The sequence below is a fragment of the Pseudomonas sp. 18-147 genome (genome assembly GCF_051048045.1).
Taxonomy (GTDB): Bacteria; Pseudomonadota; Gammaproteobacteria; order Pseudomonadales; family Pseudomonadaceae; genus Pseudomonas; species Pseudomonas aeruginosa.
Map to the genome: position 1 here is coordinate 2,767,352 of NZ_CP182296.1, position 19,354 is coordinate 2,786,705.

Annotated in this window: 14 protein-coding genes; 3 read left to right on the top strand and 11 right to left on the bottom strand. The window is 66.6% G+C overall.

The genetic code is table 11. From position 1 onward, the window contains the following. Positions 1 to 2 precede the first annotated feature (2 nt). Positions 3 to 2,147, bottom strand: coding sequence for a methyl-accepting chemotaxis protein (locus tag ACM0M4_RS13325; protein ID WP_003113383.1), 2,145 nt, complete (start codon positions 2,145 to 2,147; stop codon positions 3 to 5). A gap of 258 nt (positions 2,148 to 2,405) precedes the next feature. On the opposite strand from ACM0M4_RS13325, the gene ACM0M4_RS13330 reads away from it, so the two are divergent. From ACM0M4_RS13330 to ACM0M4_RS13340, 3 genes are all read left to right on the top strand, one after another. Beyond that, the gene (locus ACM0M4_RS13330; protein WP_054376133.1) at positions 2,406 to 3,731 is read left to right on the top strand and encodes a Na+/H+ antiporter family protein; all 1,326 of its coding nucleotides are present in this window, start codon (positions 2,406 to 2,408) and stop codon (positions 3,729 to 3,731) included. A 113-nt stretch (positions 3,732 to 3,844) separates the two neighbouring features. Next, positions 3,845 to 5,530: a methyl-accepting chemotaxis protein gene (locus ACM0M4_RS13335; protein WP_003143814.1), complete on the top strand. Its 1,686-nt coding sequence runs from the start codon at positions 3,845 to 3,847 to the stop codon at positions 5,528 to 5,530. 159 nt (positions 5,531 to 5,689) lie between these two features. Next, a complete protein-coding gene (locus ACM0M4_RS13340) occupies positions 5,690 to 6,748 on the top strand; it encodes an AI-2E family transporter (protein WP_003113380.1) in 1,059 nt (352 codons plus the stop codon). Positions 6,749 to 6,795: 47 nt separating this feature from the next. On the opposite strand, the gene ACM0M4_RS13345 is transcribed toward ACM0M4_RS13340, so the two are convergent. The 10 genes from ACM0M4_RS13345 to nuoG all read right to left on the bottom strand — a co-directional run bounded on the left by ACM0M4_RS13345 (position 6,796) and on the right by nuoG (position 19,247). Beyond that, a complete protein-coding gene (locus ACM0M4_RS13345) occupies positions 6,796 to 8,199 on the bottom strand; it encodes an RtcB family protein (RefSeq protein WP_003116715.1) in 1,404 nt (467 codons plus the stop codon). A gap of 119 nt (positions 8,200 to 8,318) precedes the next feature. After that, positions 8,319 to 9,128, bottom strand: a complete 810-nt coding sequence (locus ACM0M4_RS13350; protein ID WP_043555383.1) for a class I SAM-dependent methyltransferase — start codon at positions 9,126 to 9,128, stop codon at positions 8,319 to 8,321. A gap of 114 nt (positions 9,129 to 9,242) precedes the next feature. Then, entirely contained in the window at positions 9,243 to 10,703 is a 1,461-nt protein-coding gene (nuoN, locus tag ACM0M4_RS13355; protein ID WP_003090482.1) for an NADH-quinone oxidoreductase subunit NuoN, read from the bottom strand. 7 nt (positions 10,704 to 10,710) lie between these two features. Next, complete coding sequence (nuoM, locus tag ACM0M4_RS13360; protein WP_003097684.1) at positions 10,711 to 12,240, bottom strand: NADH-quinone oxidoreductase subunit M; 1,530 nt, start codon at positions 12,238 to 12,240, stop codon at positions 10,711 to 10,713. Between the two features lie 27 nt (positions 12,241 to 12,267). Then, on the bottom strand, positions 12,268 to 14,115 hold the full coding sequence (gene nuoL / locus ACM0M4_RS13365) for an NADH-quinone oxidoreductase subunit L (protein WP_003097681.1): 1,848 nt from the start codon (positions 14,113 to 14,115) through the stop codon (positions 12,268 to 12,270). Continuing rightward, positions 14,112 to 14,420, bottom strand: a complete 309-nt coding sequence (gene nuoK / locus ACM0M4_RS13370; protein WP_003090475.1) for an NADH-quinone oxidoreductase subunit NuoK — start codon at positions 14,418 to 14,420, stop codon at positions 14,112 to 14,114. The genes nuoL and nuoK overlap by 4 nt, the downstream gene beginning before the upstream one ends. Positions 14,421 to 14,465: 45 nt before the next feature. Next, complete coding sequence (gene nuoJ / locus ACM0M4_RS13375; RefSeq protein ID WP_003090473.1) at positions 14,466 to 14,966, bottom strand: NADH-quinone oxidoreductase subunit J; 501 nt, start codon at positions 14,964 to 14,966, stop codon at positions 14,466 to 14,468. A gap of 11 nt (positions 14,967 to 14,977) precedes the next feature. After that, positions 14,978 to 15,526, bottom strand: coding sequence for an NADH-quinone oxidoreductase subunit NuoI (gene nuoI / locus ACM0M4_RS13380; RefSeq protein ID WP_003090467.1), 549 nt, complete (start codon positions 15,524 to 15,526; stop codon positions 14,978 to 14,980). Positions 15,527 to 15,537: 11 nt separating this feature from the next. Continuing rightward, positions 15,538 to 16,533 carry an NADH-quinone oxidoreductase subunit NuoH gene (gene nuoH, locus ACM0M4_RS13385; protein WP_003090465.1) on the bottom strand — a complete coding sequence of 332 codons (996 nt, stop codon included), beginning with the start codon at positions 16,531 to 16,533 and terminating at the stop codon, positions 15,538 to 15,540. Beyond that, positions 16,530 to 19,247, bottom strand: a complete 2,718-nt coding sequence (nuoG, locus tag ACM0M4_RS13390; protein ID WP_003122603.1) for an NADH-quinone oxidoreductase subunit NuoG — start codon at positions 19,245 to 19,247, stop codon at positions 16,530 to 16,532. Before nuoG ends, nuoH begins: the two co-directional genes overlap by 4 nt. Positions 19,248 to 19,354: the final 107 nt, after the last annotated feature.

Sequence of the window (19,354 nt, forward strand, 5' to 3'; positions counted from 1 at the left end):
GGTCAGGCCTTGAACTGTTCCATCAGGCCCTGCTGGTGGTTGGCCAGGCGGTTCAGCGACTGACTGACCTGGGCCGATTCCTCGGCCTGGCTCGACAGCGACTCGGTGACGTCACGGATCGCCGCGACATTGCGGTTGATCTCCTCGGCTACCGAGCTCTGTTCCTCGGCGGCGCTGGCAATCTGCAGGTTCATGTCGTTGATCACCGTCACCGCCTCGCCGATCCGTTGCAGCGCGGCCACCGCTTCATCCACCTGCTCGACGCTGCCCTGGGCCTGGCGATGGCTGCCGTGCATGGCGTCGACCACGTCGCGGGTGCCCTGTTGCAGGCCTTCGATCACCCCGCGGATCTGTTCCACCGAGTCCTGGGTGCGCCGGGCGAGGTTGCGCACTTCGTCGGCGACCACCGCGAAGCCGCGGCCGGCGTCGCCGGCGCGGGCCGCCTCGATGGCCGCGTTGAGCGCCAGCAGGTTGGTCTGCTCGGCGATGGCGCGGATCACTTCCAGCACCGAACCGATTTCCTCGCTGCTGCTGGCCAGTTGCTCGACCTGGCCCATGGCGCTGGTCAGGTTGGCGGCCAGGCTGTCGATGCTCTGGGTGGTGCGGTCGATCAGCGCCAGGCCGTCGCGGGTCGCCTGGTCGGCACCGCGCGCGGCGTCGGCGGCCTGGGCGGCGCTACGGGCGACGTCCTGGGCAGTGGCGGTCATCTCGTGGGATGCGGTGGCGACCTGGTCGATCTCGCGGAACTGCTGCTGCATGCCGGCGCTGGTCTGGCTGGAAATCGCCGCCGACTGGTCGGCGGTACTGCGCGCATCGCGCACCGAGACCTTCACGTCGCGGATGATCGGCTGCAGCTTGTCGAGAAAACGGTTGAACCAACCGGCCAGTTCGCCCAGCTCGTCGCGCCCGGTGTGCGGCAGACGCTGGGTCAGGTCGCCTTCGCCGCTGGCGATGTCGCGCAGCATGTGGGCGACGCCGAGGATCGGCCGGGTCACGCCGCGGGCGCTCAGCCACAGCACCAGCAGGCCGAGCACCGCGGCGCCGAGGCCGAGGCCCAGTTCGACCCAGGTGCCTTCGCGACGCATGTCGTCCAGTTGCCGCTCCAGCGCCAGGGCCGGGCCGAGCAGGGCGCTCTTCGGCACTTCGAGGAGCACGCCCCAGGGCTTGGCGCCGGGAATCGGCTGCAACGGTTGCAGCACCTTGAGGTCGTCGTTCTCGTTGAACAACCGGCTCTTGCCGGCGGCCAGCAGTTGCAGGAGTTCGCCGGCGTGCTGCGGATCCGCCTTGGCCAGGTTCTTGCCGAGCAGGCCGGCGTCGCGGCTGTTGCCGGCGAACAGCCCGGCCGGGCTGAGGATGCCGACCTGGCCGACGCCGTCGTAGAGTTCGCGGTTGCCCTGTTCGCTGAGCGCCTGCAGGTTGCTCAGGTTGATGTCCAGGCCCATCACGCCGATCACCTTGCCATCCAGTTCGAGGGGAAAGGCGATGCTGGTCATCAGCAGTTGGCGTTCGCCGACCTTGTCGAAGTAAGGATCGAGCACGCAGGGTTGCCCGCTTTCCTTCGGGCAGGTGTACCAGGCGTTGTAGGCCGCGCCGCTGGGCCCGCTGCTGGTGTCGGCGAGTTCGGACTCGATCATCGACTCGGATTCCAGCTGTCCCGGCGTGGCCTGCGCCCAGTACAGGGAGAAGCGTCCCTTGTCGTTGCTGCCCAGGGCGGGCTGGTCGACGAACAGTTCGTCCTTGCCGTCCAGCGCATTGGGTTCGAAGACCACGTACAGGCCGAGCACCTCGGGATTGGCGGCGAGCGCGGTGCGCACCTGGCGGGTCAGGTCTTCGCGCAGGTCGTAGGCATCGAGGAAGCGCTTCTGCGCCTGGTCGCGGAGGAACAGGATCTGCCGGGAGAAGCCCTTGCCGTACTGGAAGGCATCCATGAAATAGCGCTGGATGCGTAACGCCTGCAATTCCCCGCGGGCTTCCAGGCGCAGGCGCGCCGATTCGTCGAGCATCTGCGTACTGGCGCTTTTCACCAGCACGCTGCTGTGCTGCATGCGGTAGACCGAAAGGCCGACCAGCAAGGCGACCACGCCGAGCAGGCAGAGCCCTGCCAGCAGGGTGATCTTCCATTGGATGGACAGGCGGCGAAGGAACATGGGAGGGGTCCTTGTACGAAGAAACTGCGGGGGCCCAAGGCTTATCGGCAGGGCTCGCCCATTCTTGACGACGGTCCGGTCGCTGGCGCCGGATTGCCGTCGTTCGGCGAATCGCACGCAAGAACCGTGCACAACGGTTTATAGCCAGGCGACATTCGCGCATGCGCGGCTTTGACAGGCGAGGATGGCTGTAGCAGAGTACGCCCCTTTTTTCGGCCGCAGACGGTCGAGTTCGTTTCATTTGCAAGGAGTTCAACGATGAACGCAGTGGTGCTGGCGGTGGGGCTGATGCTCGTCCTCAGCCTTTGCCGTGTGCATGTCGTGCTGGCGCTGATCATCGGCGCGGTGGTCGGCGGACTGTTCGGTGGCCTAGGCCTTGAGGGGACTCTCAAGGCCTTCAACGGCGGCCTCGGCGGGGGTGCCACGGTGGCCCTGTCGTACGCCATGCTCGGCGCCTTCGCCGTGGCCATCGCCCGCTCCGGCGTGGCCCATGCGCTGGCCGACAAGGTCCTGGCGCTGCTCGGCCGGCACGACGAGCAGGGCAAGGGCGCCGGTGCGTTCAAGTGGATCCTGGTCGGCCTGCTGCTCTGCGTGGCGGTATCCTCGCAGAATATCCTGCCGATCCATATCGCCTTCATCCCGCTGCTGGTGCCGCCGCTGCTCTATGTGCTGAGCAAGCTGCAGATCGACCGGCGATTGATCGCCTGCGTCATCACCTTCGGCCTGATCACCCCGTACATGTTCCTGCCGGTGGGCTTCGGCAACATCTTCCTCAATGAAATCCTGCTGGCCAACGTGGCGCGCAACGGCGTCGACGTCAGCGGGATCAACGTCACCCACGCCATGTTCATCCCAGCCCTGGGCATGCTCGCCGGGTTGCTCATCGCGGTGCTGTTCAGCTACCGCCGCAAGCGCATCTACGACTTGCAGCGGATCGAGCAGGCCGAACGCGTCGATGTCAGCTACAACCCGAAGAGCCTGGCGGTGGCCGGGGTATCCATCGTCGCCGCGTTCGTCGCACAGCTGTGGCTGGACTCGATGATCATCGGCGCGCTGGTCGGTTTCGTGGTCTTCTCGCTGTCCGGCGTGGTGCGCTGGAAGGAGACCGACGACCTGTTCACCGAAGGCATGAAGATGATGGCCACCATCGGTTTCATCATGATCGCCGCGGCCGGTTTCGCCGAGGTGATGAAGGCCACCGGCGAGGTGCAGAGCCTGGTCGACGCCTCGGTGGCCTGGATCGGCAACAGCAAGGCGGTCGGCGCCATGCTGATGCTGCTGGTCGGCCTGCTGGTCACCATGGGCATCGGCTCGTCGTTCTCCACCGTGCCGATCATCGCCGCGATCTTCGTCCCGCTGGCGGTGCAACTGGGCTTCAGCCCGCTGGCCATCGTCAGCATCGTCGGCACCGCCGGCGCGCTGGGGGATGCAGGTTCTCCGGCGTCGGACTCGACCCTTGGGCCGACCTCCGGGCTCAACGTCGACGGCCAGCACAATCACATCTGGGACACCGTGGTGCCGACCTTCCTGCACTACAACCTGCCGTTGCTGGTGTTCGGCTGGGCCGCCGCGATGTTGCTCTGAGTTCCATCTCGGGCGGTCGCCTGACGGAATGTCGGGCCGGCCGCTTAAGCTTCCGACGGGATTGCCGATGAAACGGGAATCCCGTTTTTTATTGGGCGTCATGCTAGGAGTTGATGATGCGTCTGACCCTGAAATCCAAAGTCCTCCTGCTGGCCATGGTGCCGGTGCTGCTCTTCGCCCTGGTGCTCAGCGGCGGAGCGGTGCTGATCCTGAAAAAACAGGCTGATGCCGAAGTCAAGGATACCCGCGAGCGCCTGCTCGGCGACCGTCGTGCCGAACTCGAGCACTACGTGCAGATCGCCATGGGCAGTATCCAGGCCGAGTACGACCGCTCGGCCAACGGCGACCTGAATGCCCGCGCCGAGGCCATCGCGCGCCTGTCGAAGATCAAGTACGGCAAGGACGGCTATATCTTCGGCTACGACTCCCAGGTGGTGCGCCTGTTTCGCGGCGACAGCCCGGTGGACGTCGGCAAGAGCTTCCGCGACCGCCGCGATCCCAGCGGCGTCTACCTCAACCGCGAACTGGTGGAGGCCGGCCGCAACGGCAGCCACTACGTGACCTATACCTCGCCGCTGCCGGGCAACGAGAGCGTCATGGTGCCCAAGCTGTCCTACACCCTGTACCTGCCGAAGTGGGACATGGTTATCGGCTCGGCGATCAACCTCGACGGCGTCGAGGCCCAGTTGGTGGAAATCAAGCAGGACATCGACGAGCGTATCGGCACCCTGATCGCCAGTATCGTGGGGATCGCCGGCGTCCTTCTGGTGGTCCTGCTGGTGATCGGCCTGGCGGTGGCCAACGCGATGCTGCGGCCGTTGCACCAGATCCGCCAGAACCTCGATGACATCGCCGCCGGCGAAGGCGACCTGACCCGTCGCCTACCGGTGACCAGCCACGACGAGCTGGGCGAGCTGGCCGGTTCCTTCAACCGCTTCGTCGAGAAGATCCACGGTCTGGTGCGGCAGATCGCCGGGATGACCGGCGACCTCAAGCAACTGGTGGAGCAGATGTCGGCCCAGGCCGAGCGTTCCGAGCAGGCCATGGAGCGCCAGCGCCACGAGACCGACCAGGTCGCCACCGCGATCAACGAGATGTCCGCCGCCGCCCATGAAGTGGCGCAGAGCGCCCAGCGCGCCGCCGAGGCCGCGCAGCAGACCGACCACGAAGGCCAGGCGGCCAAGCGCGTGGTGGACGGCAGCATCGAGCGCATCCACGCGCTGGTGGACGAGATCCGCGACAGCGGGACTTCTCTGGATAGCCTGCAGCAGGACGTGCAATCCATCGTCAGTGTGCTCGGGGTGATCCGCTCCATTGCCGAACAGACCAACCTGCTGGCGCTCAACGCGGCCATCGAGGCGGCCCGTGCCGGCGAGGCCGGACGTGGCTTTGCGGTGGTCGCCGACGAAGTGCGGGCGCTGGCCAGCCGCACCCAGCAGAGTACCCAGGAAATCCAGGGCATGATCGATCGCCTGCAGCAGGGCACCAACGCCGCGGTCGACGCCATGCGCCGTTCCGGCGAGGCCGGCGAGGGCACCAGCAACCAGGCCAACCAGGCCGGCGATTCGCTGGATGCCATCGCCCAGCTGATCGCCACCATCAACGCGATGAACGCGCAGATCGCCAGCGCCGCCGAGGAGCAGACCGCGGTGGCCGAGGAGATCAACCGCAGCGTGCACCAGATCGCCGGCGCGGTGGACAGCGTCGCCGACGAGGCCCAGCAGGGCGCGCAGACCGCCCGCAGCCTGGCGCAACTGGGCCAGGGCCTGGGCCGACTGGTCGGTCAGTTCCGCATCTGACCCTTCCCCCGCGCGACCGCTGCCGGCAAAAGAGCCAGCCGGCAGTGGTGCGCCGCAGAGCCTTCCTGTCATTATTCGGCGGAGTCGGCCGGCAGTCGTGAACGATCCACGTCCGCCGGCTGACTAATGCTTTGCTTCCCACTGCCAGATGGATTGGACATGCTCGACACGAAACTGGAATCCCGGACTTTTCTCCTGTTGCTGGCGGTGGTCACGCTCGCCTTCGGCTGGCTCTTGCTGCCGTTCTACGGCGCGGTGTTCTGGGGCACCATCCTGGCGATCATCTTCGCCCCGGTGCAACGCCGCCTGCAGGTGCGCCTGAGGGATCGGAAGAACCTCGCCGCGCTGATCACCCTGCTGATCTGCGTGCTGATCGTGATCATCCCGGTGATCTTCATCGCCGGTTCGCTGGTGCAGGAAGGCGCGAGCGTCTACCAGCGGGTCAAGTCCGGCGAACTGAACTTCGCCGCCTACCTGCAGCAGGCGGTGGCTGCCTTGCCGCCATCGGTGCACCAGTGGCTGGAGCGCTTCGACCTGGCCAATCTCTCGAGCCTGCAGGAGAAGCTCTCCTCGGTGGCGATGCAGGCCAGCCAGGTGGTGGCGACCAAGGCGTTCAGCATCGGCCAGAACACCCTCGACTTCGTCATCAGCTTCGGCATCATGCTCTACCTGCTGTTCTTCCTCCTCCGCGACGGTCGCGTGCTCGGCCGGCGGATCAAGCAGGCGGTGCCGCTGAGCCAGGAACACAAGCACCACCTGTTCGCCAAGTTCACCACGGTGATCCGCGCCACGGTGAAGGGCAACATCGCCGTGGCTGCCACCCAGGGCGCTCTCGGCGGCCTGATCTTCTGGCTGCTGGGCATCGAGGGCGCCTTGCTCTGGGGCACCCTGATGGCCTTCCTGTCGCTGCTGCCGGCCATCGGCGCGGCGCTGATCTGGGCGCCGGTGGCGGCCTATTTCCTGCTCACCGGGGCGATCTGGCAGGGCGTAGTGCTGATCCTGTTCTGCGTGGTGGTGATCGGCCTGGTGGACAACATCCTGCGCCCGATCCTGGTCGGCAAGGACACCAAGATGCCGGACTACGTGGTGCTGATCTCCACCCTCGGTGGCATGGCCTTGTTCGGCCTCAACGGCTTCGTCATCGGCCCGCTGATCGCCGCGCTGTTCATGGCCAGCTGGGACCTGTTCACTGGTCGCGAGGAAGAACCACAGGCCTGAGTCGCGCCCGTGGCAGACAAGCCCCGCGAATGCGGGGCTTGTTCGTTTCAGGCCTTGAAGGTCAGCCACGGACGCAAGCGTGCCAGCGGCCGGATCAGCCCGGCACGCTCTTGGGCATCGATCACCGGCCCCACCGGCTTGTAGGCGCCCGGGGCCTCTTCGATGCGGCGCTCCTCACGGAGGGTCACGCAGTGCCAGGGCAGCGCGCTGTCGCCCGGGCCTTTCAGCGCTCGTAGCGCCTGCCGGCGGATGCTGCGGCCGGCCCCATGGCTGCAGGACCATAGCCAGTCCGGGTGGCCCAGGCCGCTGGCGATGTACGAGTAATCGCCCATCGAGCCGGGAATCAGCAGCAGATCGCCCTGGCGGGCCGGCGTGGCGCCCTTGCGGTGGAGATTCAGGCCCTGTTCCTGGAGCACCACGTTGTGCGGGACGTCCACCAGCAGGGCGCTGTCGTCGCGCTGGAAGGTCTCGCGCAAGACCTTGCGCACCAGCTCCGCCAGCACCACCCGGTTCAGCCAGGCATAGCGCGCAGCGCCACCCATGGCCTGGAGGTATTCTCCGGCCAGCTCGCCGCCCAGCGCGTAGAGGCCGGACGCGGGGTGGCGCCGGCCGCGCGGCCAGGCGGTGCGGGCACGGTCCATCCAGCGCTGGCCGACGTGGAAGCCGACATCGCGCGAGCCGCTGTGGATCATCACCACCAGTTCGTCGGCCCTGAGGCCCAGGGCGAAGGCCTGGTGGCGGTCGAGCAGGCGGTCCACCACCTGCAACTCGACGAAGTGATTGCCGGAACCGGTGGTACCCAGGCCGGGATCGCGGATCAGGCTGCGGCGGCGATCGCGCAAGGCCTCGGGGGCATACTCGAGACGCCCGCCGAATTCATCCAGGCCGATGCAGCCCTGTAACTCGCGGAACAGCCGCGCCTGGTCGACCTCGGCCCACAGGCCGTCTTCGCTGAGACGCTCCAGGCAGTGCCCGGGGCTTTCGGCGAACAGCGCTTCGAACGCCTGGACCCGCAATGGTACGTCGCGACCGTTACGCAGCAGGACGTGGGTCAGGCCGGCGACCAGGGCTTGCCTGTGCTCCTCGGCGCTGGACAGGGTCAGGCCGGTACGCAGCAGGCGCATGCCGCAATTGATGTCGGTGCCGATGGCAGCGGGAATGACGAAGTCCGCCGTACTGGCGACGATGGAGCCGACCGGGGCGATGCTGCCGGGATGGAAGTCCGGCGTGGCGCAGGCCTTGCAGACGTGCCCGGTGTCGCCGGGTGCCTGGACCGAGGCGAAGTCGAGCAACTGGCGCACGGCCTTTTCCTCCAGCGCGAAGCTGGCGGGCAGCAGGACCTGGGCCGAAGTACCGTCGTGACGACGGGTGAGGGTGACGATGTCCTGCTGGCGGTCGACGAGGATGCCGCTGCGCAGGAAGGCTTTTTCAAGCCGGGAATGTTTGGACATGACAGTGCCGCTCTACAGACAATGCGAAGCCGTCCGGTGGAAACCGGAGGCTGGCGTCTTTCCGCTCAGCAGCACAGGCGGGAAGGGAGCGCGGACTCTAAGGTCCGCGCGCGCCGCTGTCAACCGGCGGCGGACCTCGGCTTGAGCGCGCAGGTGGCGAGGAAGGTCGGCATGAAGCGGTCGATGACGAAGCGCGGGTGCGGTTGCCAGTCTTCGTAGAAATCCTGCAGCAGCAGGCCGGCGGCGAGCTGGCCGGCGATCTGCTGGGTCAGGCTATGGCCGAACACCAGGGCTTCGCCTTTCTCGCGCTTTGCCGCGAGGGCTTCGGCGGAGAGGCTTTCCAGGTCGGAGTAGGGCAGGCGATGTCGCGGCCGGATCAGGCCCTGCTCTGCCAGTTCCGGCGAGCGGTCCTCGATGAACAGCGCCGGGTTGTAGAAGCTCGCCAGCAGCTTGCCGCCCGGCCGCAGCACCCGCGCGCATTCGCGCCAGACCGGCAGGACATCGTCGACGTAGAGATTGGAGATGGGATTGAAGACCAGGTCGAAGGAGGCATCGGCGAAGGTCGAGAGGTCGCGCATGTCGCCCTGCACGCAGGCCAGTTCGAGGCGGTCGCGGGCGGCGACCTGGCGGTCCTTGTCCAGCTGTCCCCCCGAGGCGTCGAACAGCGTGACCCGTGCGCCGGCGGCGGCAAGGATCGGCGCCTGCTGGCCGCCGGCCGAGGCCAGGCAGAGGATCTCGCGGCCGCGTACGTCGCCCAGCCAGTGAGCGGGTAACGCGCCCGGGGTCAGCTTCACCGCCCAGTCGCCGCGGCGTGCGGCGGCGACCTCTTCGGCGCTGACCGGTCGCGACCATTCGCAGTCACGGGCGGCCTGGGCGTCCCAACTGGCGCTGTTGTGTCGCAGGACGTCGATTTCGTGGAAGGTGGGCATGAGGCCTCCGGGTTCATCCATGGAGCGCGGAGCATGCCACGGCAGCGGGGCAGGGTGCGTGGGGCGGGCCAAAGAAAAACCCCGCCGAGGCGGGGTTTTCGTGGAGCGGGCGACTCAGCCGGCGAGGGCCAGGCCGGAATGCTGGAGGATTTCCAGCAGCGGCTGCGGGTAGACGCCGAGGAAGAACGCCAGCAGGGCGATGGCCACCAGCATGATGCCGCCGGCGCGCTGGCCCCAGTTGAACGGTGCGTCGTGCTGGCGGATGCCGGGCTCGACCAGGAACAGGGTGACCATGACCCGCAGGTAGTAGTACAGGCCGATGGCGCTGCCCAGCACCAGGGCGCCGATCAGCCACCACAGGTGCGACTCGACGCCGACCGCGATCACGTAGAACTTGCCGATGAAGCCGGCGGTCAGCGGGATGCCTGCCAGCGACAGCATCATCACGGTCATCACCGCGGTCAGTACCGGCCGGCGCCAGAACAGGCCGCGGTACTCGAACAGCGCATCGGCGTCGCGGCCGCTGTACGGGGTGGACATCAGGGTGATCACGCCGAACGCGCCGAGGGAGGTCAGTACGTAGGTGGCCAGGTAGACGCCGACCGCTTCCACGGCCATGCCCTTGCTGGCGATCAGGGCGACCAGCAGGTAGCCCAGGTGGGCGATGGACGAGTAGCCGAGCAGGCGCTTGATGTTGCTCTGGGTCAGTGCCAGCAGGTTGCCGAAGAGGATCGAGGCGACCGCGATGACGCTCAGGGAGATGTTCAGCAGTTGGTTGTCCAGGGCCGCCGGGGCGATCTGGAACAGCCGCAGCAGCACGGCGAACACCGCGACCTTGCTGGCGGTGGCGAGGAACGCCGAGACCGGCGCCGGGGCGCCTTCGTAGACATCCGGGGTCCACAGGTGGAAGGGCACCAGCGACAGCTTGAAGCCCAGGCCGACCAGCATCATGCCTACGCCAACGCTGACCAGCGGACCGCTCAGCACGTGCTCGGCGACCTTGGCGCCAAGGCCGGCGAAGCCCAGGGTACCGGACTCGGCGTAGAGCAGGGCCATGCCGAACAGCAGGAAGGCGGAGCCGGCGGCCGAGAGCACGGTGTACTTGATGCCGGCTTCCAGCGAGCGCTTGTTGAAGAAGGCGTAGGCGACCATCCCGTAGACCGGGACCGAGAGCAGCTCCAGGCCGATGAACAGGCTGGCCAGGTGCTGCGCGCTGACCAGCACCAGGCCGCCGGCGGTGGCCAGCAGCAGGAGCAGGTACAGCTCTTCGCGGTTACCCGGATAGCTTTCCATGTAGGCGTGGGCGAGGGTCACGCAGGCCAGGGCGGAGACCAGCACCAGGGCCATGTAGAAGCAGGCGTAGTTGTCCACCAGCACCAGCGGTGTCACCTCGATCGGGGTGACGCCGAGGACCGGCAGCAGCGACAGCAGGGCCAGGTTGAGGCCGATCACCGAGAGGGTGGCGGTGAACGAGTGATTGCGTTTCCAGGCTACCGCCAGCATCACCACCACCAGGGTGGCGCTGGTGATCAGCAGTGGCAGGAGCGCGATGAAGTGTTGAATCGTAAAGGTCATTTCGCGACTACCGTCCTGCAAGGGTGGAAAGGGCTGCGCCCAGCCATTGCTGCACGCCGTGCATGCTGGCCGCGGAGATGTCCAGCACTGGCTGCGGGTAGACCCCGAGCAGGACCAGCAGGACCGCCAGGCCGAGCACCATGCTCAGTTCGCGGGCATCGAGGCCGAGGATCGGCTCGTCGGACTGGCTGGGGCCGAAGTAGGCGCGGTGGATCATGATCAGCGAGTAGACCGAGGCGAAGACCAGGCCGAAGGTGGCGATCACGATGATCACCGGGACCACCTTGAAGGCGCCGATCAGGATCAGGAACTCCCCGACGAAGTTGCCGGTACCGGGCAGGCCCAGCGACGCCGAGGCGAAGAACAGGCTGATCGCCGGCAGGTAGGGCATGCGCGACCACAGGCCGCCCATCTTGCGCATGTCACGGGTATGCAGGCGCTCGTAGAGCTGGCCGCAGAGGATGAACAGCGCCGCGGCGGAGAGGCCGTGGGCGATCATCTGCACCACCACGCCCTGCAGCGCGACCTGGCTGCCGGAGTAGATGCCGATCATCACGAAGCCCATGTGCGAAACGCTGGAGTAGGCGACCAGGCGCTTGATGTCGGTCTGCGCGAAGGACAGCAGGGCACCGTAGAAGATGCCGATGATGCCGAGCCACATGGCGATCGGCGCGAATTCCGCCGAGGCGTTGGGGAACAGCGGCAGGGCGAAGCGGATCAGGCCGTAGGCGGCGGTCTTCAGGAGGATGCCGGCGAGGTCCACGGAGCCGGCGGTGGGCGCCTGGGCGTGGGCGTCCGGCAGCCAGGAATGCACCGGCACCACCGGCATCTTCACCGCGAAGGCGACGAAGAAGCCGAGCATCAGCAGCCATTCCACGTGGGGGCTCAGCTGGGTCTTCAGCAGGGTGGCGTAGTCGAAGGTGATCACGCCGGTGGCATTGAAGTTGACGAACACCAGGCCGAGGATCGCCACCAGCATCACCAGGCCGCTGGCCTGGGTGAAGATGAAGAACTTGGTGGCGGCGTAGATGCGGGTCTTCTTGCCGTCATCGGAACTGTGTCCCCACAGCGCGATGAGGAAGTACATCGGCACCAGCATCATTTCCCAGAAGAAGAAGAACAGGAACAGGTCGATGGCGAGGAACACGCCGATCACACCGCCCAGGATCCACAGCAGGTTCAGATGGAAGAAGCCGATGCGGCGCTGGATCTCGTTCCAGGAGCAGAGGACCGAGAGCACGCCGAGCAGGCCGGTGAGGGCGACCATCAGCAGCGACAGGCCATCCATCGCCAGGTGGATGCTGATGCCGAGACGCTCGATCCACAGCACCTTGAATTGCAGGGTCCATTCCGGCTCGCCGCCGGGCGCGGGCGCCAGCTGGAAGTCGCCGGTGGCCCAGATCCACAGGCTCAGGATCAGGACCAGGGTCATCGAAAGCAGCGCGATCCAGCGGGGCAGGGTCTTGCTGCTGTGTTCGGCGATCCAGCAGAGGAAACCGCCGATGAAGGGGATCAGGATTAGCCAGGGCAGAATCATGACAGGCTCAGTCTCTCCGTGAATTCGTTAGGCCAGCAGCAGCGCGCCGAGCAGGATGGCGGCGCCACCCACCAGGGAAGCGGCGTACCAGCGCAGGCGGCCGTTCTCGGTGAGGCTGAGGAGGTTGTGTCCGCCGCGCACGCTGAACGGAACGACGCCCAGGGTACGGTCGATGGGGTCGCGCCCCAGCAATTGGCAGAGCAGCAGGTAGGGTTTCACGAACAGCTTGTCGTATAGCCAGTCGAAGCCCCAGGCGTGGTACCACCAGGTACCGAAGAAGCGACCCGGGGCGCTCTTCGCCAGGGCGCTGACGAAGCGGCGCTGGCCGAGGAAGAGCAGGGCGGCCAGCAGGATACCGGCGATGGCGATGGCACCCGAGGCCAGTTCCAGGCTGTGCTTGGCTTCGCCACCGGCGTGGCCGACGCTTTCCGGCAGGACGCCAGCCAGCGGCGGGGTGATCAGGGCGCCGACGAAGGTCGACAGGACGATCAGCACGCTGAGCGGCAACCAGTGGGAAATCCCGTGGCCGGCGTGGGCTTCGGTCTTCGGCTCGCCGTGGAAGGCGACGAAGATCAGGCGGAAGGTGTAGATCGAGGTCAGGAACGCACCCACCAGGCCGGCGATCAGCAGTTCGCGATGGCCGCTGGCGAAGGCCTCCCAGAGGATCTCGTCCTTGGAGTAGAAGCCCGCGGTGAGGAAGGGCAGGGCGGCCAGCGCCGCACCGCCGACCACGAAGCTGGCGTAGGCCAGCGGCAGCTTCTTCCACAAGCCGCCCATCTTGAAGATGTTCTGCTCGTGGTGGCAGGCGACGATCACCGCGCCCGAGGCAAGGAACAGCAGGGCCTTGAAGAAGGCGTGGGTCATCAGGTGGAAGATCGCCGCGTCCCAGGCGCCGACGCCGAGGGCGAGGAACATGTAGCCGATCTGGCTCATGGTCGAGTAGGCGAGGATGCGCTTGATATCGGTCTGTACCAGGGCGGCGAAGCCGGCCAGGACCAAGGTCACCGCGCCGACGATGCCGACCAGTTCGAGGATGTCCGGGGCCAGGGTGAACAGGCCGTGGCAACGGGCGATCAGGTAGACGCCGGCGGTCACCATGGTGGCGGCGTGGATCAGCGCGGAGACCGGGGTCGGGCCGGCCATGGCGTCGGCCAGCCAGGTCTGCAGCGGCAGCTGGGCGGACTTGCCGACCGCGCCGCCGAGCAGGGCCAGGGTCGCCAGGGTCAGCCAGAGGTTGCCTTCCGGGAACTTCTGCGGCGCCAGCACCAGCAGCTCCTGGATGTTCAGGGTGCCGAACTGCTGGAACAGGATGAACAGGCCGAAAGCCATGAACACGTCGCCGACGCGGGTGACGATGAATGCCTTGAGCGCCGCGTTACCGTTGTTGCGATTGCTGTAGTAGAAGCCGATCAGCAGGTAGCTGCACAGGCCCACGCCTTCCCAGCCGAAGTAGAGGAACAGCAGGTTGTCGCCCAGCACCAGGAACAGCATGCTGGCGATGAACAGGTTGGTGTAGGCGAAGAAGCGCGAATAGCCGGTTTCGCCACGCATGTACCAGGAGGCGAACAGGTGGATCAGGAAGCCGACGCCGGTAACCACGCCGAGCATGGTTACCGAGAGGCCGTCCAGGTACAGGGTGAAGTTGGTGCTGAAGTCGCCGGCCGCCATCCACTGCCACAGCACCAGGCTGTAGGCGCCGCCTTCCGGCGGACTGCTGTGGAAGCTGAAGATGGCCCAGGCCGCGCTCAGGGCGGAGAGGCCGACCGAGCCGACGCCGACCAGCGCCGAAAGGTTTTCCGACCACCTGCCGCGGGAGAACGACAGCAGCAGGAAGCCGACCAGGGGGAACAGGAAGGTAAGAGGTAGAAGGTTCATCCGCGCATCTCGCTGGCAGCGTCGATATCGAGGGTGTGGAAGCGGCGATACAGTTGCAGCAGGATCGCCAGGCCGATGCTCGCTTCGGCGGCCGCGAGGCTCAGCACCAGGATGAACATCACCTGGCCGTCGGGTTGGCCCCAGCGGCTGCCGGCGACCACGAAGGCGAGGGCGGCGGCGTTCATCATCACTTCCAGGCTCATCAGTACGAACAGGATGTTGCGTCGCACCATCAAGCCGACCAGTCCGAGGGCGAACAGGACGCTGGCGAGGGCCAGGCCGTGTTCCAGTGGTATTGCGTTCATAGCGTTACGTTCCCTTGGGGCGGGCGCAGGGCGCCCGCCGAACCTTTATTGTTTGGCGTCTTGACGACCCAGGTGATAGGCAGCGACCAGGGCCGCGAGCAACAGCATGGAGGCCAGTTCGACCACCAGCAGGTACGGGCCGTAGAGGCTGATGCCGACCGCCTTGGCGTCTACCGTGGTATGGCCGATGCCGGCACCGCTCGGGGTGCGGGCGAGGACCACCAGCAGTTCCACCAGCAGGACCAGGGCCAGGGCCGAAGGCCCGACCCAGATGCCGGGCGTGAGCCACTTGCGCTCCTGCTCGACCACGGCCGGGCCGAGGTTGAGCATCATCACCACGAAGACGAACAGAACCATGATGGCGCCAGCGTAGACGATGATCTCCAGGGCACCGGCGAAGGGTGCGCCGAGGCTGAAGAAGGTCATCGAGATGGCCAGCAGGGAAATGATCAGGTAGAGCAGGGCATGCACCGGGTTGCTGTTGGTGATGACCCGCAGCGTGGCCAGTACGGCGACGCCGGCAGCGAAATAGAAAGCGAATTCCACGCGACGTCTCCTTATGGCAGCAGGCTTTTCACGTTGATCGGTTCGGCTTCGTTCTGCGCGGCGCCTTTCGGCTTGCCGGCGATCGCCATCCCCGCAACGCGGTAGTAGTTGTAGTCCGGGTTCTTGCCCGGCCCGGAGATCAGCAGGTCGTGCTTCTCGTAGACCAGGTCCTGGCGCTTGAACTCGCCCATCTCGAAGTCCGGGGTGAGCTGGATCGCGGTGGTCGGGCAGGCTTCCTCGCACAGGCCGCAGAAGATGCAGCGCGAGAAGTTGATGCGGAAGAACTCCGGATACCAGCGACCGTCCTCGGTCTCGGCCTTCTGCAGGGAGATGCAGCCAACCGGACAGGCCACGGCGCACAGGTTGCAGGCTACGCAGCGTTCCTCGCCGTCGGGGTCGCGGGTCAGGACGATCCGGCCACGATAGCGCGGCGGCAGGTAGACCGGCTCTTCGGGGTATTGCAGGGTGTCGCGCTTGCGGAAGGCATGGCCGAAGATCATCACCAGGCTGCGAAGCTGGGTGAAGGTGCCATGCACGACGTTGATGATTTCTTTGATCACGGTGGTTCTCCTTACTGGGCCGCGGCCAGCACGAGCGCGCCGGTCACCAGCAGGTTGATCAGGGTCAGCGGCAGGCACACCTTCCAGCTGAACGCCATCACCTGGTCATAGCGCGGACGCGGCAGCGAGGCGCGGATCAGGATGAAGAGCATGATGAAGAAGCCGGTCTTGGCGGCGAAGTAGAAGAACGACAGCCAGGGCAGGGTGTCCAGGAACGGACCGTGCCAGCCGCCGAAGAACAGGGTCGCCAGCAGCGCCGAGACCAGTACGATGCCGATGTACTCGCCGACGAAGAACATGCCCCATTTCATCCCGGCGTACTCGATGTGGTAGCCGTCCGCCAGTTCCTGTTCCGCTTCCGGCTGGTCGAACGGGTGACGGTGGGTCACGGCGACGCCGGCGATGATGAAGGTGCAGAAGCCGAAGAACTGCGGAATGATGAACCAGACGTTGTCGATCTGGTACTGGACGATGTCGCGCATGTTGAACGAGCCGACCTGGGCGACGATGCCCATCAGCGACAGGGCCAGGAACACCTCGTAGGAGATGGTCTGGGCCGAGGCGCGCAGGCTGCCGAGCAGGGCGAACTTGTTGTTGCTCGACCAGCCGGCGAACAGCACGGCGTACACCGTCAGGCCGGCCATGGCGAAGAAGAACAGGATGCCGATGTTCAGGTCCGCCACGCCCCAGGTGGGGGTGATCGGCACGATGGCGAAGGCGACGAGCAGGGCGCCCATCGCGATCACCGGGGCCAGGGTGAAGATCATCTTGTCGGCGAACGGCGGGGTCCAGTCCTCCTTGAAGAACATCTTGACCATGTCCGCGCCGAGCTGGAACGCACCGAACGGACCGACCCGGTTGGGGCCGTAGCGGTCCTGCCAGAGGCCGAGCAGGCGGCGCTCGACCCAGCTTAGCAGGGCGCCGCAGATGACCACGGCGAGCAGCACCACGATGGCCTTGACCACGGTGAGGATGATGGTGACCAGAGCGGGAGTCAGCCAACTCATTGTGCAGCCTCCTGCAGACCTTCCACGGAGCAGCCGGCGATCGCCGCCGGGATGCCGGCGAAGCCGACCGGCAGGCCGATCAGGCCGGCGCCGAGTTGTTCATCGATGCGCAGCGGCAGGCGCAGGGCCTGGCCCTTGAGCTGGAAGCCGAGGGTCGCGCCGTCGTTGACGCCGAGGCGGTCCGCGTCTTCCTTGGACAGGGCCACGTAGGTCTCCGGGATGCGCTGCTGGATCGGCGCGGCCCGCGAGCTGTTTTCCTCGCTGCCGAACAGGTGGTACAGCGGCACTACCTTCCAGCTGTCGGCCTTGGCGCTGAACGGCACCGGCACGGCCTGGAACCAGTCGAGGCCTTCGCCCTTCGGTTCGATCAGGCGCACGCCGGGGTCGCCGGCGCGCAGGTGGCCGCCGACCTCGTCCTGGAACTTGTTCCAGGCCTGCGGCGAGTTCCAGCCCGGCGACCAGGCGAACGGGATCTGCTGACGGTCTTCCTGGCTGCCGGAGTAGCCTTCCATGGAGAAGGCGAACGCCGAGTCGATGTCCTGCGGGGTGCGCGGCTCGTGCACGCTGATATTGGCGCGCATGGCGGTACGCCCGCTGTAGCGGTGCGGTTCGCGGGCCAGCTTGAGGCCCTTGATGCGGAACGAGGCGGCCGGTGCGGCGTCGCGGATGCCGGCCAGGATCGGCTTGGCCTCGGCCACGGCTTCGGTGACGTGGTCCAACTGGGTCCAGTCGACGCGCTTGCCTTGCAGGGTGCTGTGGATCGCATGCAGCCAGCGCCAGCCCTCGCGGACCATGTTCCTGGCGTCGTAGTAGGTCGGGTCGAACACCTGGAAGAAGCGCTGGGCGCGGCCTTCCTGGCTGACCAGGGTGCCGTCGCCTTCGGCGAAGCTGGCCGCCGGCAGCACCAGGTGCGCCTTGGCGGTGGTGGCGGTCTGCTGGTGATCGGCGACGATCACCACCTTGGCCGCCGCCAGGGCCGCGTCGACACGGGCGGCGTCGGTGCGGCGATAGAGATCGTTCTCCAGCACCACCACGGCGTCGGCCTGTCCGGAGGTCAGTCGCTCGAGCGCGGCTTCCACGGAGTCGCCGCCGAAGAGCGCCAGGCCGAGGCTGTTGGCTTCGCCGACCACCAGGCTGATGGAACCGTTCTTCTCGCGCTGCTTGAGGGCTTTGGCGATGTTCGCCGCGGCTTCGATCAATGCCTTGTTGCCCAGCGAGTTGCCGGACACTACCAGCGGACGCTTGGCCGCCAGCAGGGCATCGGCGATGCGCTGGGCGAAGGCCTGGGCCTGCGGGTCGAGGTCGGCCACGGACGGGGCGCTTGGGTCGATCGCGTGGGCCACGGCGAAGCCGAGGCGAGCGAGATCGTCCGGCGCGGCGTGAACGGTTTCCTCGGCCACGTCGTCGAGGCGGGTCGCGCTGACGCTGGCGATGAACAGCGGGTTCTGCGCATGCTGGGCGATGTTCTTCACCGCGGCGTCGAGCCACGGCTGGACCTTCATGTCGGCAGCCATCTCGACGGCCTTGCCCTTCACCGACTGGCGCAGGGCCAGGGCGATGCGGGCGGCGGTCTGGGTCAGGTCCTCGCCGAGGACGAAGACCGCGTCGTGGTCCTCGATGTCGCGGATGCTCGGCACCGGCAGCGGGCCTTCCTGCATGACCTGCAGGATCAGGCGCAGGCGGTCGAGTTCGCCTTCGTTGATGCCGCTGTAGAAGTTGCCTTCGCCAACCAGCTCGCGCAGGGCGAAGTTGCTTTCCAGGCTGGCGCGCGGCGAACCGATGCCGACCACCTTGCGCTCCTTCAGCAGGGCGGCGGCCTGGTCGAGGGCGCCGTCCAGGCTCAGCTTCTGCTTGCTCAGCACCAGCAGCGGCTGGCGCGGACGGTCTTCGCGGTTGACGTAGCCGTAGCCGAAGCGACCGCGGTCGCAGAGGAAGTAGTGGTTGACCGAGCCGTTGTAGCGGTTCTCGATGCGGCGGATCTCGCCGTAGCGCTCGCCGGGGCTGATGTTGCAGCCGCTGGAGCAGCCGTGGCAGATGCTCGGGGCGAACTGCATGTCCCACTTGCGGTTGTAACGCTCGGAGTGGGTCTTGTCGGTGAACACGCCGGTGGGGCAGACCTCGGTGAGGTTGCCGGAGAACTCGCTTTCCAGTACGCCGTCCTCGACCCGTCCGAAGTAGACGTTGTCGTGGGCGCCGTAGACGCCGAGGTCGGTGCCGCCGGCGTAGTCCTTGTAGTAGCGCACGCAGCGGTAGCAGGCGATACAGCGGTTCATCTCATGGGCGATGAACGGGCCGAGTTCCTGGTTCTGGTGGGTGCGCTTGGTGAAGCGGTACCGGCGCTCGTTGTGGCCGGTCATCACCGTCATGTCCTGCAGGTGGCAGTGACCGCCTTCCTCGCACACCGGGCAGTCGTGCGGGTGGTTGGTCATCAGCCATTCGACGACGCTGGCGCGGAACTGCTTGGCCTCTTCGTCTTCGATGGAGATCCAGGTGTTGTCGGTGGCGGGGGTCATGCAGGACATGACGAGGCGACCACGCTTGTCGTTCTCGTCGGTGTACTGCTTCACCGCGCACTGGCGGCAGGCGCCGACGCTACCGAGCGCCGGGTGCCAGCAGAAGTAGGGAATGTCGAGACCGAGGGACAGACAGGCCTGCAGGAGGTTGTCTGCACCATCGACTTCGAGCGTCTTGCCGTCTACGTGGATAGTGGCCATGGTTCAAGTCTTCGTTGGCCCGTTGTCAGCGGGCGTGGCTAATAGAAACTCACGGTTCCGTCGGGCCTGCGGCCGGGCCGCGGCACGACGACGAAACATCGCCGGAC

Excerpts from the sequence above, each read along its gene's own strand:
- ACM0M4_RS13335 (WP_003143814.1), top strand. The coding sequence starts at position 3,845 with ATGATGCGTCTGACCCTGAAATCCAAAGTCCTCCTGCTGGCCATGGTG.
- ACM0M4_RS13325 (WP_003113383.1), bottom strand. The coding sequence starts at position 2,147 with ATGTTCCTTCGCCGCCTGTCCATCCAATGGAAGATCACCCTGCTGGCA.
- nuoG (WP_003122603.1), bottom strand. The coding sequence starts at position 19,247 with ATGGCCACTATCCACGTAGACGGCAAGACGCTCGAAGTCGATGGTGCA.
- nuoN (WP_003090482.1), bottom strand. The coding sequence starts at position 10,703 with ATGACCTTTACGATTCAACACTTCATCGCGCTCCTGCCACTGCTGATC.
- ACM0M4_RS13340 (WP_003113380.1), top strand. The coding sequence starts at position 5,690 with ATGCTCGACACGAAACTGGAATCCCGGACTTTTCTCCTGTTGCTGGCG.
- ACM0M4_RS13345 (WP_003116715.1), bottom strand. The coding sequence starts at position 8,199 with ATGTCCAAACATTCCCGGCTTGAAAAAGCCTTCCTGCGCAGCGGCATC.
- nuoK (WP_003090475.1), bottom strand. The coding sequence starts at position 14,420 with ATGAACGCAATACCACTGGAACACGGCCTGGCCCTCGCCAGCGTCCTG.
- ACM0M4_RS13350 (WP_043555383.1), bottom strand. The coding sequence starts at position 9,128 with ATGCCCACCTTCCACGAAATCGACGTCCTGCGACACAACAGCGCCAGT.
- nuoL (WP_003097681.1), bottom strand. The coding sequence starts at position 14,115 with ATGAACCTTCTACCTCTTACCTTCCTGTTCCCCCTGGTCGGCTTCCTG.
- nuoM (WP_003097684.1), bottom strand. The coding sequence starts at position 12,240 with ATGATTCTGCCCTGGCTAATCCTGATCCCCTTCATCGGCGGTTTCCTC.
- nuoH (WP_003090465.1), bottom strand. The coding sequence starts at position 16,533 with ATGAGTTGGCTGACTCCCGCTCTGGTCACCATCATCCTCACCGTGGTC.
- ACM0M4_RS13330 (WP_054376133.1), top strand. The coding sequence starts at position 2,406 with ATGAACGCAGTGGTGCTGGCGGTGGGGCTGATGCTCGTCCTCAGCCTT.